This window comes from Pseudomonas sp. Leaf48, from assembly GCF_001421885.1.
Taxonomy (GTDB): Bacteria; Pseudomonadota; Gammaproteobacteria; order Pseudomonadales; family Pseudomonadaceae; genus Aquipseudomonas.
Genome location: NZ_LMLH01000003.1, coordinates 254,227 through 270,710, shown reverse-complemented (window position 1 = coordinate 270,710; position 16,484 = coordinate 254,227). Strand labels below are relative to the sequence as shown.

Genomic DNA, 16,484 nt, shown 5'->3' with positions numbered 1-16,484 from the left:
GCCCTTTTTGCATTACACCAGCTCAGGTCACAGCTTGGCTTGCAGCAAAGCCTCGAGCTTTTCCTGATCCCGGGCAAACTGACGAATCCCCTCGGCCAGCTTTTCGGTCGCCATCGCATCCTCGTTGGACAACCAGCGGAACTGCGCTTCATTGAGGCTCAGGCGGGCTTCACCAGCATGTCCAGGAGCGAGCTTGCGCTCCAGCTTGCCCGTATCCGCCGCCAGCTTGTCGATCAGGTCCGGGCTGATGGTCAGGCGGTCGCAGCCGGCCAGTTGCTCGATCTGGCCGAGGTTGCGGAAGCTCGCGCCCATGACCACGGTCTTGTAGTCATTGGCCTTGTAGTAGTTGTAGATACGGGTCACCGACTGCACGCCCGGGTCATCCGCGCCGGTGTAGTCGTTTCCATTGGCTTTCTTGTACCAGTCGTAGATGCGCCCCACGAACGGCGAAATCAGGAACACCCCGGCATCGGCACAGGCGGCGGCCTGGGCGAAGGAGAACAGCAGGGTCAGGTTGGTCTGGATGCCTTCCTTTTCGAGGATCTCGGCAGCGCGGATGCCTTCCCAGGTCGACGCGATCTTGATCAGTACGCGGTCACGGCCAATGCCGGCCTGTTCGTACAACTCGATCAGGCGATGCGCACGGGTCAACACGGCGTCAGTGTCGAATGACAGGCGCGCATCCACTTCGGTGGAAATACGCCCCGGAATCACCTTGAGGATCTCTTGGCCCACCGCGACGCCGAAACGGTCGCTGGCCAGGCCGACATCGCCCTTGCAGTCACTGACGCAAGCGTTCAACAGCTCGGCATAAGCGGGAATGGCCGCAGCCTTGAGCAGCAGCGACGGGTTGGTGGTGGCGTCCACGGGTTTGACGCGAGCGATAGCTTCGAAGTCGCCGGTGTCGGCAACCACGGTCGTCATTTGTTTAAGTTGTTCCAGCTTGGAAGTCATGGGCGTGCTCTGTCCTATGGGTCTGGTGACATTACCCGAGCGCTGACAGCCACTCAAGGGCGCTTACGTGTATCGATAGCCCCTGCGGCAACAACTTGAAAACGGCTGCTGGAAAGGAGGGGCCTGGTATTGATCAATAAGATGCCGAATCGCCCGGCAGGTTCAAAGCAACTGACCGTTGACGCTTGGGCAGCCCCTCCCGCCTTGCGCCTGTCTGCCCAGGCGCAGAGTTCATATCCGTCTGAAACGCCGGTTATTTCAACAGCGCTTGTGCAGCAGTTGCCGCTGGCTTGGGCTTGCCATCCGATGTCATCAAACCAAAGTTCTTCTCGCGGTCGTTGCTTCCTGAATCGGTGTTTTTCCATTCGTAAATCGAGGTCAGCGGTACGTTCAGCTTTTTGATGCCTGCAATAAAGTCTGTGATCCTTGATGCCTGGCCGGTAGTTCCGCCGATGCGTGTGAGCGACGGCACGCCCCATTCGGAAATGACACCGGGTACATGGAAAGTATCCAGAATGTACGCCTGGGTCCGGCTGATTTCACTGTGCGACATCCCATAGGGGTGGTACGAGACCGCAGTCAGGCACTGTGGATGATCGTTGACAATCCTGGTCAGCGCGACGCTCGCCTTGGAGTTTGCGGTCGGCGCCTTTGCAAATCCAAAACCGATCATTGGCGTCGAGTAATCGCGCTTGCTCAACGAGTTGCATACGGCACTCATGAAAGGGACAAACGTCTGCTCAAAATCGCCTGTGGGCCAATATTTCGACAAATCGGGTTCATTCCAGATTTCAATGGCCACAAGTTGACTGTGGTAGGTGTTTTCCAGATTGATGACGGAATGGGCGAACGACTCTCCAGCGCTGGCCAGATCCCGGCTGCCGCTGTTGGTGCTGTTGGTTAGAGCCACCGTAGAGCGAACGGTCATCAACACCGGCAGGTCAGCCGACCCGGCGGCAGCAAAGGCTTCCTTGATCCGGGTTTGATACGCAGGGTTTGCCAGGCTGTTGGTCCATACGCCAAAACGCACGAAACCGAAACCGGCCTCTTTGATCTGCCGGGCGTCGGTGGCGGTGAAGTTTTGAATCTTTACTTGAATACCTATTGTGCTGTTTTCTTCTTTCAGCGCCGGAAAAGTGTCACTGGCATAAGCCTGATTGAGTATGCCGGATACGAAAACAAACGAGGCGGTAAACAGTTTGAAATTTGTCATTGTCTTGTTGGACGTTCCTGAGGTAATACTGTAGTCCTGCAATGAATCAGACTGGAGGGGCAAGGCGGAGTTCATTCAATCCATAAGACCGATTTGCCTGTAGGTGAGGGTGAGTGAAGTGAAATGTTATTTTTTGTCTGGTAATTATCAGTAGCGGCGCCGTCGTTATTTTTAGTCCGGCTATTCTGCTTGGGCGTTATTTGTGAGTCGTGGTATCTAATACACTTGCATCAACAACATTGATCCATCTCTGAATGCGGGACCGACCTGTCGGTTCACTCATATCCCCGCGATAGATTGGCCAAATCGACACACTACGGGGAAAGTAGCCTTGTTCAGAAATATTCTTATCGTTTGCGTTGGCAATATTTGTCGAAGCCCCACTGCCGAACTGTTGCTGCGCAACGCACTGGAACCTTCACCGATCGTCGTGACCTCCGCGGGCTTGCACGCGCGGGCAGGCGAGTCTATGGAAAGCAATGCCCGCCAGTTGCTGGAAGAGCAAGGGCTTTGCGCTCAAGCGTTTCGGGCGCGCCAGATTACTTCAGCCATTGTCGATGAATCCGATCTTATCCTTGTCATGGAAAAGGGCCATGTAGCGGATGTACTGAAAGTTGCACCGCACGCGCGGGGCAAAGTGTTTCTTCTGGGCAAGTGGCAGAGTGAGCGAGAAATCAAGGATCCGTATCGTCAAGGAAAAGCTGCTTTTGTCCATGCCCATGCATTGATTAAAGATGCCGTGTGCTCATGGGCACAGCGCCTCTGACGTTGATGGATGGTTTTCAGATTAGTATTAAAGGTAAAAGAATAGACCTTATGCAGTTACCGTCAGTAGTCAGCACTCGGGATAAAGATAAAGACGAGATTGATCTTCTCGGCTTACTAGGCACATTGATTGATCATAAATGGTTAATAGGTGCCATCACCGGTGCGTTTATGGTGACCGGCGCCGCCTATGCGATATTATCGTCGCCCGTGTATCTGGCGAACGCTCTGGTACAGGTCGAGCCTAAAAAGAACGACATGTTGGGTTTCTCGGATATCAGCAGCATGCTCGGTGGGCAATCCCCGGCGGCTACCGAGATCGGAATTATCAAGTCCCGCACTGTCATCGGCAAAACCGTCGATGACCTGCGCCTGGATATTGTGATAACGCCCCACACCTTTCCCGTTGTGGGTGGCTTCATTGCGCGAAGATTTAAAAGTACCCCCGCGCAAAGTGTTTCGCCTCCGCGCCTGGGCATGAACAGTTTCGCCTGGGGGGGCGAACTGCTGGAAATCGAAAAGCTCAAACTGCCTGATGAGTTGTTGGGCGAAAAATTGACCCTGATTGCCGGTGAGCAGAACCGCTTCCAACTCTACGATGAAGATGGCGGTTTGTTGGTCGGCGGAACCACAGGCGCAGCCGCCGTGGAGAATGGGGTCGAGGTGCTTGTCGCGCACATGGTCGCGAACCCTGGCACTGAATTTGAAGTCGTTCGCAATCCACGAATTGTCACCATCAAGAATTATCAGGACGCCCTTGAGGTCTCCGAACAAGGTAAAGAGTCAGGCATCATAAGCCTGGCCCTGGCCAGCACCGACTACACCTTGGCTGTAAAAATTCTGAACAAGATCTCGGCGCTTTACGTGGAGCAGAATGTGCAGCGCACCTCTGCCGAGGCGGCCCAGAGTCTGGATTTTCTGCAGGCACAACTCCCTCAGGTTAAAGAGGATCTGATCAAAGCCAGCAACGCGCTGAACACCTATCAAACCCGCGGAAATACAGTAAATATCTCGCTCGAAACCAAATCTGTACTGGAACAGATGGTGGTTTTGGATACGCGCATCTCTGATTTGAAACTCCAGCAAGCGGACCTTGATCGAAAGTTCACCCGAGAGCACCCGGCCTACCGCGCCTTGATGGCTCAGTTGGGGGACTTGAACAAACAACGTCACGGTTTGGAGAAGAAGGTTCAGGATCTTCCGGCCACGCAACAGGAGCTATTGAACCTCACTCGTGATGTGGAAGTGGCGACACAGATCTACACCCAACTTCTCAACAAGTCCCAGGAATTGGACATCGTAAGGGCAGGGGCGGTTGGTAATGCGCGGCTGATCGATTCGGCCGATGTCGATATCACATCCCCGGTCAAGCCACGCAAAGCCTTGATCATTCTCATTGCAACTTTCCTGGGCGGTTTTGTCGGTGTTGCCTTGGTGTTGGTGCGTAAATCATTGAGCCGAGGAATCGAGGGGCCGGAAGCCATCGAGCAACTCGGACTGCCGGTCTATGCCTCCATTCCGTACAGCGCCCTGCAACAGGAAGAGGACAGCAAAAAACTTCGGGTGGGCGATGGCGTCAACAACCAGTCCTTTCTGTTGGCTCTGCGCAATCCTACTGACCTGTCCATCGAGTCGATACGCAGCCTGCGAACCAGTTTGCACTTTGCGGGGCTGGATGCGACCAACAACCGGATCATGATTTCCGGCCCTAGCCCGCAAGTGGGCAAAACGTTTGTTTCCTCGAACCTGGCCGCGGTGATCGCTCAAAGCGGGCAGAGGGTCGTATTGATCGATGCCGATATGCGCAAAGGTCATCTGCACAAATCCCTGGCTACTCCGATCAGCAATGGATTATCAGACCTTTTGACCAAGCGCTGCAGTATTGAGCAGGCCATCAACAAACTCGAGATGGATAACCTGCATTTCATCAGTCGTGGGCAGGTACCGCCCAATCCATCAGAACTGTTGATGCATGCCAACTTTCGAGAGCTCCTGGCGCGATTGAGTGAGCTCTACGATGTAGTCATCATCGATACGCCACCCCTTCTTGCGGTTACAGATGCTGCAATCGTTGGGCGTGAAGCTGCCATTAATTTGATAGTGACTCGCTTTGGTGTGAATCCCGCCAAAGAGATTGAGCTGACAATTCGTCGGTTTGCGCAAAACGGTATCGAGTTGAAGGGCGCCATTTTTAATGGTGTCGAGAAGCGGGCGTCCAGTTATTACGGTAATGGCAGCTATGCCTATTACAATTATGAATACGCCTCTGACAAGTCCTGAAGCGAGTTCTATCTACCAGGTAGTCGGGTTGAGAGTGGGTCGAAGATAACCACTCTCAGCGCTGTTTTACCTGCGACCAAGTTCATGGAGTTGGATGGATTATGAAAAAAGTACTACATGTGGCGGAAACCATAAAAGGTGGCGTTGCGACGGTCATTCGTACGATATCGACCCCGCCTCAAGATCACGCTCTGAAGTATGAGCTTGTTTATCTAGTTCCGCACGACCAGAAGAAAGAACTGCACGGCATTGATGAGCGAAACATCAGGACCTTCTCGAGAAAGAAGAGAGATGTAGTATCCCTGTTGCGTTTTGCCTGGCAATTAGCCCAGGTGATCTTCAAGGAAAAACCGGATGTCGTGCACTTGCACAGCACTTTCTCCGGTGTCATTGGCCGAAGCGTCTGTCTGCTCCTGCGCCCATGGCGGTCACCTAAAATCGTTTACTGCCCGCACGCATTTTCCTTCTTGATGGAGGGTTCTCCAGTCAAACAGAAAGTGTATTCGCTGGTTGAGCGGGTTTTGCAGAAAGTGACAGATGTCATTATCTGCGTCAGTCAGTACGAGTTGGATAAAGCGGCGTCGTTTGGTATCGATCGCCACCGTATGAAACTGATTTATAACGGAATTCACTATAAGAGTGATCAGGCCAAGCCGGACCGGGGAGCGGACATCCAGCTCTTGTTTGTGGGTCGACTGGACTATCAGAAAGGCTTCGATGTGTTGCTCAAAGCGTTCACCGAAGTCGATCGAACGGACTTGAAACTCACTGTGGTCGGGAGTGCTGTCAATGATGACTCCGTAGAGTGCCCTGATATTGATGCGGTGGAGTACCTGCCATGGGTGACCCCGGCTGAAGTAAACGAACTGTACAAATCGGCGGACGCCCTGATTGTTCCAAGTCGCTGGGAAGGCTTTGCCATGGTTCCTCTCGAGGGGATGGCCATGGGCGTGCCGGTGATAGCCAGTGACTGCACATCGCTTCCTGAATTGGTGACGGACAAAATCACCGGCTACTTGTTCTCGACGGGTGACTATCAGGAGCTTGCCAACATCTTGGTGAATATCAAGAAACAGAAACTACTGGAACTTGGCGCTGAAAGTCGCAAGAAGGTGCGCGAGCGGTTCAGTGCAACGTTGATGATTCAGCAAACCTACGACGTGTATTCCGCTCAAAATTATTAAGTAGAAAATCAGATGATGAACGTAACTATTTTGCATGGCTACAGTGCGTCCAATTCGGGTGATGGTCTACTCGTGGATTTGGCAATAGCCACGGTGCTGCGAAATTTTGGTGCCGGCACTTTAATCAACGTAGTTGCGTCGGACCCGCAATCATTTGGTTATCTTCCCTATAAGCGCTATGGCGCGCCGGTCATGGCAGCTAAAGGATTTGGAAGGGTGAAGGAGGCGATTTTCCTTAAACAATCTTATAGCCCCCTTGCCGATCTTTTGAATAGCAGCGATCTGATTGTAGGGGTGGGCGGTGGGTACATGCGGTCAAAAAGTGCCTTGGAACACATCAAGCTGAAACTGGGCCATGCCAAACAGCTTGAAACCGCAATTTTGAGCAAGGTGCCGTCTATTTACCTCCCACAAAGTATCGGTCCGTTCCACGGTGAAAGCAGCACAATCGTGGAGCACTACGCCAGCGCCAATGCTGTATTCGTCAGGGACAACAGGTCGTCGGACATTTTCCAGACCAACGAAAATGTATACCGAGCACCGGACATGGCGGTCCAGGCGTTAGCGAAAAAAATTCTGCTGCAGCCAAAACTCATCCGCTGTGCATCATCTCCTGCCGTGATCTGTATTGTTTTACGCAAGCCGTTGCAATGGAGTAAAGAGAAGAAAATCAGCTACGTTTCAAACCTGAGGCTTCTATTGAGGATGTTAAGGGCCAAAAGTGAAGTGGTCTACGCTGTGCAAAGCACTGGCCGGGGCAACGATGACGGTGCGTTTTATCGGGAACTTGGCATTACGCAAGACTTGCCGCCCTTGAAGGCGGCACTTGCGAAGTATCAACCGGACCTGGTTATCTCCGTGCGGCTGCACGGCGCTATTGAGTCGCTCCTGGCCGGAGTACCCGCTTTCCATATCAGTTATGAGCGCAAAGGCTTTGGTGCTTATCAGGACATGGGTGTGGAAGACTGGGTGATCAACGAAGGAGATTTCAATGTCGACACCATCATTGATACGGTTTACGCCCCCAACGCTCTTTCCATATTTGGCAGTAAACTCACGGCGAACTGTAAAGAAATCGTCGCCAAAACGGCACTGATGGACAATATCATCAAAGGAGTTGTTCGATGATATTTCGGTTGTTGCTAAGGGCGACTGCATTAGGCTCAAAGTTTTTGCTGGTCTTGGCCATCACTCATTATCTGGGTTACGACTCATTGGGTTTTTACGGCGTCGTAGTGATCGCTCCTTTGCTTGCCTCGAAGTTTTACAGCGTCGGGTTCAGCTCTGAGATCAATCGACTAATCAGCATCGGGGGAAGCTCCCGGCTCGTCATCGATAAAGTATTGCTCCTGTACCTGGCCGTTGGTTTGTTGTTTTCGGTGGTGACGGTCTCACTCTACTCACTTTTCAGCGACGTTCAGGTGAGTGCCGCGTTGATCGTATGCGTCACGCTGCTTATGGTCACGGAGCATCTTTCCTTCGAAATAAACTCGTTTGTTTTTTCGGCACAAAAAGCCAATTGGGGAGCGTTGTTGTTCTTCCTGAAAACCGGGCTCTGGTCGCTGATTGCGGTTGGAGGACTCATGGCCGGCGTGGTGTCCAGCATTGCCAGTGTCCTTTGGTTATGGGTAATCAGCAACCTCTTGGTGATAGTGGTCGGGTATTTTATTGTTATCAACGTACATAAGAGCCGGGAAGTCATTACCGTGACTACAGCCTCTGTCTGGAAAGCAGGGTTGCCGTTTTATCTGGGTGACGGTTTGATTTTGTTGAGTCAGTTTGCAGAGCGGTTTCTCATTGCGGACCTTGAACCTTACGACAGCCTCGGTAAGTACGTATACTCCTGGTCTGCCGCTAATACCTTGCAAGCGCTTTCGTTTGCGGTTGTTGCCGTCATTGGCATCCCTGTGCTCGCCAAGCGTTATAAGAATAATCAACAGGCACTTACGGTCCGGCAACTGTTCTTCAATCAATGGGTATTGCGCTCTTTGATAGTCTCCTGCGCGGTTGCCGTGCTGATTTATATTTTCTTTAATGTCGTGCTGGATTATGTGGACGCGGCAGTCCCGCGTCCGGACAACGGGATTCTATGCATCCTGATTTTCTCTTTTGCCCTTCGCGCCGTCGGTGACATCGTATGGGGAGGCCTAATTGCCTCGAAGAATAATCGGGTGTCACTGGCCAGTGCGGTGATATGCCTTTTGATTTCACTGCCTGTCAGTTATGTCCTTATCAAGCACTATTCAATTTATGGGGCGGCATGGGGGAATGTCTTTTCTATAACCGTGCAGCTAATCGTTGTTGCTTTGTTGGCCAGGTTTGCCCGGTCTAAGGGGGCTTTGTAATGGCTTTATCTCTGCCTTCCATAGAATTTCGCGGAAGAAAACTGGACTCGTCGATCTCATTCCTGATTTTGCTGTGCGGTCTTTTTCTGTCCGTCGCGATGCCCCTGCTGATCCACCGAGAGCCAGGTCCCGATGCGATGACGTTGTGGACGTCATACGCTCGTTCCGACAACTGCAACTTCTGGAATCCGTTTTCGCCAGACCGCTCTTCTTACGATTGTACCGCTTATGTGCTACGTCCCACCGGTATCAATCTGGACAATGCGTGGGCCTATGGGATGCTGTGCAATCTGTTTCTGACGTCAATCCCGATCTTTATTTTCAGAAGGTTGCCGCTAACGATTTTTCTGACCTTGTGCCTGTGGGGAGTGGTCAGGTCGTTCTTTCTCGATAACCTGACCAAGGAAATTATTGTCTCGGTGGCGGTAATTACCATCCTGGTATTTTCATTTTCGAAACGATACAGAGCGGGTTTTTTTCTTTCTTCGATGTTTTATGGCGTACTGGTTCGACCCTATTGGATATTGTTTTCGCTGGTCTGGGTCGGAATCTGCGTGATGAAGAAGCACGTGTCGCGTTTCAGCTTTTTCCTGATGTTGTTCATGTTCTATCTGGCGATCGCAACGGCGATTCAGTTGCTGGCCGGCTATTCGGTTTCGTCCATTCGAGCCAATAGCAACGAGCAACGCACGCTGGGCGAAGAGGGCTCAAAGTCATTGATCGTGTCGTGGATTAGCGGAAGTGACTTCGTTTCGCAGGCCGTGGATTCGATGAGCATATTTTTCAGATTGTCGTTCCCTGTAGAGCTGATCCTTCTGTCCGGCCTGGGGCAGATAATCTTTGTCGTGCTGATGATGATGACCTCGGTGCTGATGTTCAAAATGATCACATCGAGTCACTACAACGGCTCAGTCATCGAACCGAAAGTCAAAGAGCTGATCGCAATACCCCTTTCGTTTTTGTTGGTGCAGGGCCTGTTCGAACCCGACTTCGGCTCCTTTGCCCGTCATTTTTCCATGGTGGTACCCGTTCTGTTTGTGGGGCTGGGATTGCAGCTGCGCTCAAGAAAACCTGAGTTGGTTGAAAACAGAATTTTGAACTGAGGTTTGTGTTCCATGCAAAGCAAGAAGAAGTCGCTGGAAATAGAAACATTACGAGGCCTGGCGTGTCTTCTGCTGGTGCTTTATCACGTCATCGGGCCATTTGGCGGCGGGCTGAAAATCGACCTGGGATCGCCTTATCGGGTTATCGCCGACTCTATGGTCTACGTGCGGATGCCGTTGTTCACGTTTATCTCGGGCTACATCTATTCCATCTACAAAATCAGGGGGAATGATTTTTCTGCCTACTTCACTGGCAAAGTGAGACGGCTGATCCTGCCGCTGTTTTTTGTCGGGATTCCGTTTTCGCTGCTGCAGGCGGTCGGGCCGGGGGTCAACAAGGATCTCAGTGTGGTCGACGCCTTGTTGTCGTTCTACGTGCCGGTCAACCATTTCTGGTTCTTGCAGGCTGTATTCATCATTTTCATGTTTGTCGGGTTCCTGCAGTGGCGCGGTTTACTGCGCACGCCTTTGCACCTTTACCTGTTGTTTGCATTTTCGGCGGTCGTGTTTTTGTTGCCGCCTTTTGCGGTCGATGCGTTCGGTATCAACGGCGCCATCTATCTGCTGCCGTTTTTTGTGACCGGGATGATTTGCCAGGAAAACGTCAGTGCCTTGAAGCGTTCGCTCAAAGGTATTGGCCCGGTTGTATTCGTCCTGATTTCGATAGCTTTGCTCTACATAGCCACTGTGGACCGCGAGCTGATCGTTGATCGCCGAAGCCTTGTCGGCCTGCTGGTGGGGTGTGTTTCCTGCGTTGCCTTGCTGTCGAGTGACATGCGCTCAAGATTTCTGATCTGGCTTGGAGGGTACTCCTACGCGATATTCCTGTTTCACGTGTTGTTTGCTGCCACGTCACGGTTCGCCCTGGGTCGATTGGGTGTCACGGATCAAAGCGCTCTGGTCTTTGCCGGGTTGTTCAGCGGCCTGTTGGGGCCGGTGCTGTTGGCGAATGTGTTCAGTCGATTCAGCGTGACCTCTGTCCTCTTCCTGGGCGAGCGCGCGGTCAGCAAAAAGCCCCGGGAACCAGGCCCGAAACACATGCCTGAGGCTGGCTGAAACATGGCCTATATCGATGAGATGCGTGAGGTAGCGGTGCCGGCGCTCGAAGTGCAAGCCGCGCACCAGCGGCTGGCGCAATGGGGTGGGCACAAGGACAAGGTCCTGGCGATCTCGGTGATCGGCGACAGCTACAGCGCCGGGCAGGATTTTTATCTCAATCAGCTCACTCAACGATTGGCCAGAGAATTCGGTTTCGCCGGGCCTGGTTATGTCGGGTTCAATCACGGTGCCGCCCTTGGCGGTACCAACATCAAGTACACCCGCAGCAGTGAAAAATACTTCGGCGGTGACTGGGATGTTTCCTCGCTTGGCCAGGCGAGTCCGGACAGTCGCACCATCACCGGGCACGCGGGTGCCTATCTCGAGGTCGATTCCAACGAAACAGCGGCCATCGATACTTCCATTTCCCAGGCCCGGTTGCTCTACCTTGGAAACGGCAAAGCCAATGAACTGCGTTATCGCTGGGGCTCTTCGGATCCGTGGCGCTCGTTGACGCTTGCCGGCCAGGGTGTCCAGGCAGTGCAGCTGGCCGACGTGCCGGCCGGTGCTGCCTGGGCGCTCAGGCTGGAAGTGGTCGAGGGGGCGCCAACGCTGTTCGGGCTGTGGATGAGCAATGACCGTGGCGGGATCAGGGTCTCCAAGCTCGCCGCCTCCGGTGCTGCGTCCGCCGATTTCTATAAAAGCGACGGTCAGTGGCAGGTCCAGTGGAAAGCAGTCGTTGCGAAGATACCGGCAGACGCTTACCTGATTATGCTGGGCGGCAATGATCAGGGGTTCGGGGTAAAGCCCAAGGACTACCTGGAGCGCATGAAAGGCTTGGCGCGGATGATTCGCGAGGTTCATCCGATGGCGAGCATCAATGTGATCATGCGGCAGGACACCACGCGTTCGAGTGCCTATCCGATGTCGGATTATGCGCAGGTCCTGGAGCCGTGGGCGCGCTCGCAGAACATTGCCTATGCTAGCCTGCAATGCACGTTCGGCCCGGACTTCAAGCGCTACGCCAGCAACGGGCCGACTCCGATGATCGGCCCCGATAACATTCACCCGATACCGGCTTCCGGCGGTCGGCTGATCGCGGATTTTTTCTATCGCTTGATCGTCGATGGGGCTCCCGGGCCCCGGAGTGAATGCGGTGCTGCGTTGAAATAGTCATTCACCGCTCAAGGCGGGCGTTCTCGAAGTGTTGCAGATGGTTCAGCAGTTCTGCGGTTTTCAGCGGCATCAGCTCGGGATCCCGGCGCGATTCAATGTTGAGGACGATAGCCGGGACGCCACGCAGGGAGCGCACCCGGAAACGCCAATCGTTGAAGATCACTTTGAGGCCGTCGCGCTCGTCGACATCCAGCGCCTTGTGGGCGTAGAGGCTTTTCAAGTGGGCCAGAAGCGGACGCGGGTCTTCGATGTGGCGATGGATGTCGCCCGAAGAAGGGAACACGCCAATGCGCTCTACCAGCAGGGATGTGCCCGCGCCGGGAAGGGTAGAGGAGGGCAACGACGGGTTTTTCGACTGCCACGCCACCACTCCGGAGTTGCCCGCATTCAGTTCGATCTCAACCGAGCTTTGTACTGTGTTCATAGTGTTTTGCCGGAATGATGGAAGTTGACGACGGCTCCGGTGCGGGAGCGTTGAGTGCGCCAGGCCCTTTGGTTAGTGGCCCTTGAGATACAGCTGCTCATAACAGAAGTTGGTCGCGTCGATGTAGCCTTCTGCGCTGCCGCAATCAAAGCGCAGGCCATCGAATTTGTAGGCCAGTACGCAGCCATTTTGCGCCTGCTTCATGAGCGCGTCGGTGATCTGGATTTCGCCGCCCTTGCCAGGCTGGGTATCGGCGATCAGATCAAAGATGTCGGGGGTCAGAATGTACCGGCCAATGATCGCCATATTGGATGGCGCGTCTTCGGGGGCAGGTTTTTCAACCATGCTGTTGACCCGGTAGATGCCGTCGGAAATCTGTTCGCCGGCAATCACCCCGTATTTGTGAGTCTGGTCGCGTGGCACTTCCTGGATGGCCACGATCGAGCAGCGGAATTTTTTGTAGAGCTCGATCATTTGCGCCAGCACGCCGTCGCCTTGCAGGTTCAGGCACAAGTCATCGGCCAGTACCACGGCAAAGGGTTCGTCACCGATCAAGGGGCGACCGCTGAGGATGGCGTGGCCCAGGCCTTTCATTTCGACCTGACGGGTGTAGGCGAATGTGCAGGTTTCTATCAGCTCCCGGGTGCTGGCCAGAAACTTTTCTTTCTCGGTACCGCGAATCTGGTGCTCGAGTTCGTAACTGATATCGAAGTGGTCTTCCAATGCGCGTTTGCCCCGACCGGTGACAATCGCCATGTGCTGCAGACCTGCGTCCCGAGCCTCTTCAACGGCGTATTGAATCAATGGCTTGTTGACGATCGGCAGCATTTCCTTGGGCATTGCTTTGGTAGCAGGCAGGAAACGCGTGCCGTAGCCAGCGGCGGGGAACAAGCATTTACGAATCATGGTTATATCCTGGTAAGTCATTTTCCACAGTCAGTCGCAAGACGCTATCAACGATGGCTGTGAGTTTCGATGTGTTGCTGAATAATATGTCTTAATACATGATGTGTCTTGTTAATAGCAATTATGAGGGCGTGTAAAACAGGCTCAATGTTATTAGTTGTCTGGCGGGATGGTGTTTAGTTAGTTTTAGTCGGGGTGTTGTCGTGGAGTTGGGGTTTTTAAAGTGTTACTAAGTAAGTAGCGCTGATTCGTGCCCGGAAAAGAATATCGGGCTGCATGGGATGTGATTAAACGGCTGGACGCAATTGCATCTGCGGCCTGCGTTTGCGCGTGTTTTGTCTGCAGTCACGCGCTATTTGGCACTTCCAATACCCGACTATGGACCGCTCTATGAAAATTCTGGTAACAGGTGGAACCGGTTATATCGGTTCGCACACAACACTTGCACTGCTTGAGGCGGGCTATGAAGTGGTTGTGCTGGACAACCTGTGCAACAGCTCTGAAGCCGCGTTGCATGCAGTGGAAGCCATCTGCGCAAAGTCCGCATTATTGATTCGTGGAGATGTGTGCGACCGGGCATTGCTCGACCGGATATTCCAGGAGCATGCCATTGATGCGGTCCTGCATTTTGCCGGGCTCAAGGCGGTGGGCGAGAGCGTGCGCAAGCCCCTTGAATACTACCAGGCCAACGTTTGCGGCAGCATCACCCTGTGTCAGGCGATGGCCGCGGCCGGTGTGTTCCGTCTGGTATTCAGTTCCTCGGCCACGGTTTACGGCGCGCCGGAACACATGCCGATCCGCGAGGATTTTCCTACGGGCACTCCCACCAACCCTTATGGGCAATCCAAGCTGATCATCGAAAACGTATTGCATGATCTGTGCGCTGCTCAGCCGCGCTGGAGCGTTGCGCTGTTGCGTTATTTCAATCCGGTCGGCGCTCACGCCAGTGGGCTCATGGGTGAGGATCCCCGGGGCATTCCGAATAACCTGGTGCCCTACATCAGTCAGGTAGCCGTAGGCAGCCTGAATGAGCTGTCGATTTTTGGTGACGATTACCCCACGGTCGATGGCACCGGCGTGCGCGATTACATTCACGTCGTGGACCTGGCGGACGGGCATCTCAAAGCACTGCAGACGATCTCTGGCGGCAGCGGAATCAATGTCTGGAACCTGGGTACGGGTGACGGCTACAGCGTTCGGCAAGTGGTGCACGCGTTCGAGCAGGCATCCGGTCGCCCGGTGCCTTATCGAGTGGAGCCGCGACGCGCGGGCGACATTGCCGAGTGTTGGGCCGATCCCTCCAAGGCTGCGCAGGAACTGGGCTGGACGGCCACTCGAAATCTGCAGGAGATGATGGCCGACACCTGGCGCTGGCAATCCAGTCATCCCAAGGGCTACCTCGAGTAAGGTTTCCTGGCGAGCCGGGGATCATCGATTACCACTCAACTGTTATCTCTGGCGACGATGTTAAAGAACGTCGGGAAAATTGACTGTTCATGTGCCCGGCAACCCCGTAGATATGAACATTGCCGTTCGACATGTGGCAGTCATGCGGTGTTGGCGACGAATTCGAACACCTTGCGGCTTGATCATGTTCTGCAATTAACTGAACGCCTGGTATCAATCCGAAACGTCGAGCACCAGGGAGGAATTTGATATGAAAAGAATGCTGGTAATAGCCCTTTTGTCCATGACAAGCAGTTGGGCAATCGCCGTAGAAGCACCGCTGACCCTGGATACGAAAGTCCTGGGTGACGTGACCGCTGCACAAGCCGCAATGGCGAGTACTGCATTGGTTGCGACGGCGGTTGCAGCGTCCAACAGTGGTGGCAGTTCCAACGGCGGAACCACTGGCACTACCGGAACCACTGGTACTACCGGGACCACCGGTACAAGTAACTGAGAAAACCTGCAGCTGTAATACAAGATTGCCCGGTTAATGCCGGGTGATCTTGTTTTGCTTTGCCCCTGACTAGCGTGCTGTTATGAATCGTAGTTTTCCTTTTTTAATGCTGGCAAGTATTGCTTTGCAAGGTTGCATGTTTTCTCCGGGTCAACATCTGAGCAGCAGTGATATCACTCGCGAAGGTACCAGCGAAAGCAGTCGGGTCGAGCTTATCCCGATTACCCCCAAGCTCATCGCCATGGAAAGAGCCACCCCCGTACGTGATTCTCTGCCACCGGAGCTATTGGTGGAGCCCGCCGAATACCTGATCGGTAATAACGATGTCTTGTACATCACGGTATGGGACCACCCTGAACTCACGGCCCCGTCGGGGGCGCAGCAACAAATCGATGCCAACGGCCGTCTGGTTCGCTCCGATGGCACGCTTTACTACCCCTACATCAAAGAAATCCAGGCCGCCGGAAAGACCATCCAGCAACTGCGCTCCGATATCGCCGAGAAGTTGTCGACGTTCATTTCGGACCCGCAAGTGGATGTCGCGGTCCTGCGGTTTGCCAGCCAGAAAATCGTGGTCTCGGGTGCCGTGTTGAAGGCTGGTCCGCAGCCGATATCCACCAATCCGCTCAGCGTCGTCGAGGCCCTGGGGTCGGCCGGCATCGATCCGCTCAATGCCGATCTGTCCGGGCTGCTGTTGACGCGAAACGGGCGGGTTTATCCGCTGAACCTGGATGCGCTCAATCAACAGGATTCGGCGTTGCAGAAGGTCTACCTGCGCGGCGGTGATCAGCTGTACCTGCCCTACAACGACAACAAAAAGATTTATGTGATGGGGGAGGTCAATCAACCACGTGCGTTGACGTTCAAGACCCGCACCATGAACCTGTCCGACGTCATCGGTTCGGTCGGCGGGTTGAACCAGAACACCTCCAACGGCAACGCGGTGTACGTCATCAGGGGCGTTGAAAACCTCGATGTCGAACCGGCCAGGATCTATCAGCTGCAAGCCGAATCGCCTTCCGCCATGGCCCTGGCCACGCACTTCGATGTGCACCCCAAGGACATCGTTTACGTCGGCCCTGCCAACGTCACTCGCTGGAACCGCTTCATCAGCCAATTGGTGCCATCGGCTTCGATTCTGGGCATAGGCGCTGCCGCGCAAAACAACCTCAGTGAAGCCAACAACCGATAAG

The 16,484-nt window shown here is 53.9% G+C and carries 15 protein-coding genes; 11 read left to right on the top strand and 4 right to left on the bottom strand.

What is annotated here, in order from left to right; translation table 11 throughout:
* Positions 1 to 27 precede the first annotated feature (27 nt).
* The gene (gene tal, locus ASE98_RS04280; protein WP_060540123.1) at positions 28 to 954 is read right to left on the bottom strand and encodes a transaldolase; all 927 of its coding nucleotides are present in this window, start codon (positions 952 to 954) and stop codon (positions 28 to 30) included.
* A gap of 253 nt (positions 955 to 1,207) precedes the next feature.
* Positions 1,208 to 2,167 (bottom strand): cellulase family glycosylhydrolase, encoded by a 960-nt coding sequence (locus ASE98_RS04275; RefSeq protein WP_060540122.1) that lies wholly within the window; start codon positions 2,165 to 2,167, stop codon positions 1,208 to 1,210.
* A 331-nt stretch (positions 2,168 to 2,498) separates the two neighbouring features.
* Here ASE98_RS04275 and ASE98_RS25550 point away from each other — a divergent pair, with 331 nt between their 5' ends.
* From ASE98_RS25550 to ASE98_RS04240, 8 genes are all read left to right on the top strand, one after another.
* Positions 2,499 to 2,933, top strand: a complete 435-nt coding sequence (locus tag ASE98_RS25550; protein WP_082457479.1) for a low molecular weight protein-tyrosine-phosphatase — start codon at positions 2,499 to 2,501, stop codon at positions 2,931 to 2,933.
* A gap of 50 nt (positions 2,934 to 2,983) precedes the next feature.
* Positions 2,984 to 5,212, top strand: coding sequence for a polysaccharide biosynthesis tyrosine autokinase (locus ASE98_RS04270; protein ID WP_060540121.1), 2,229 nt, complete (start codon positions 2,984 to 2,986; stop codon positions 5,210 to 5,212).
* A gap of 101 nt (positions 5,213 to 5,313) precedes the next feature.
* A complete protein-coding gene (locus ASE98_RS04265) occupies positions 5,314 to 6,396 on the top strand; it encodes a glycosyltransferase (RefSeq protein ID WP_060540120.1) in 1,083 nt (360 codons plus the stop codon).
* A 15-nt stretch (positions 6,397 to 6,411) separates the two neighbouring features.
* Positions 6,412 to 7,524 carry a polysaccharide pyruvyl transferase family protein gene (locus ASE98_RS04260; protein ID WP_060540173.1) on the top strand — a complete coding sequence of 371 codons (1,113 nt, stop codon included), beginning with the start codon at positions 6,412 to 6,414 and terminating at the stop codon, positions 7,522 to 7,524.
* Entirely contained in the window at positions 7,521 to 8,741 is a 1,221-nt protein-coding gene (locus ASE98_RS04255) for a polysaccharide biosynthesis C-terminal domain-containing protein (protein ID WP_060540119.1), read from the top strand. Before ASE98_RS04260 ends, ASE98_RS04255 begins: the two co-directional genes overlap by 4 nt.
* Positions 8,741 to 9,844, top strand: coding sequence for a hypothetical protein (locus ASE98_RS04250; protein WP_060540118.1), 1,104 nt, complete (start codon positions 8,741 to 8,743; stop codon positions 9,842 to 9,844). The genes ASE98_RS04255 and ASE98_RS04250 overlap by 1 nt, the downstream gene beginning before the upstream one ends.
* Before the next feature lie 12 nt (positions 9,845 to 9,856).
* A complete protein-coding gene (locus ASE98_RS04245; protein WP_060540117.1) occupies positions 9,857 to 10,900 on the top strand; it encodes an acyltransferase family protein in 1,044 nt (347 codons plus the stop codon).
* Between the two features lie 3 nt (positions 10,901 to 10,903).
* Positions 10,904 to 12,055, top strand: coding sequence for an SGNH/GDSL hydrolase family protein (locus tag ASE98_RS04240; protein WP_060540116.1), 1,152 nt, complete (start codon positions 10,904 to 10,906; stop codon positions 12,053 to 12,055).
* A gap of 4 nt (positions 12,056 to 12,059) precedes the next feature.
* Here ASE98_RS04240 and ASE98_RS04235 read toward each other — a convergent pair whose 3' ends face one another.
* Positions 12,060 to 12,482, bottom strand: a complete 423-nt coding sequence (locus tag ASE98_RS04235; RefSeq protein WP_060540115.1) for a hypothetical protein — start codon at positions 12,480 to 12,482, stop codon at positions 12,060 to 12,062.
* 72 nt (positions 12,483 to 12,554) lie between these two features.
* Positions 12,555 to 13,388 carry a UTP--glucose-1-phosphate uridylyltransferase GalU gene (gene galU, locus ASE98_RS04230; protein WP_060540114.1) on the bottom strand — a complete coding sequence of 278 codons (834 nt, stop codon included), beginning with the start codon at positions 13,386 to 13,388 and terminating at the stop codon, positions 12,555 to 12,557.
* A 390-nt stretch (positions 13,389 to 13,778) separates the two neighbouring features.
* Between galU and galE the strand changes: the two genes are divergently transcribed.
* The 3 genes from galE (at position 13,779) to ASE98_RS04220 (ending at position 16,483) form a co-directional block, all read left to right on the top strand.
* Positions 13,779 to 14,795: a UDP-glucose 4-epimerase GalE gene (galE, locus tag ASE98_RS04225; protein WP_060540113.1), complete on the top strand. Its 1,017-nt coding sequence runs from the start codon at positions 13,779 to 13,781 to the stop codon at positions 14,793 to 14,795.
* 250 nt (positions 14,796 to 15,045) lie between these two features.
* On the top strand, positions 15,046 to 15,291 hold the full coding sequence (locus ASE98_RS25545) for a hypothetical protein (protein ID WP_082457478.1): 246 nt from the start codon (positions 15,046 to 15,048) through the stop codon (positions 15,289 to 15,291).
* 136 nt (positions 15,292 to 15,427) lie between these two features.
* Complete coding sequence (locus ASE98_RS04220) at positions 15,428 to 16,483, top strand: polysaccharide biosynthesis/export family protein (protein ID WP_060540172.1); 1,056 nt, start codon at positions 15,428 to 15,430, stop codon at positions 16,481 to 16,483.
* Position 16,484 lies beyond the last annotated feature (1 nt).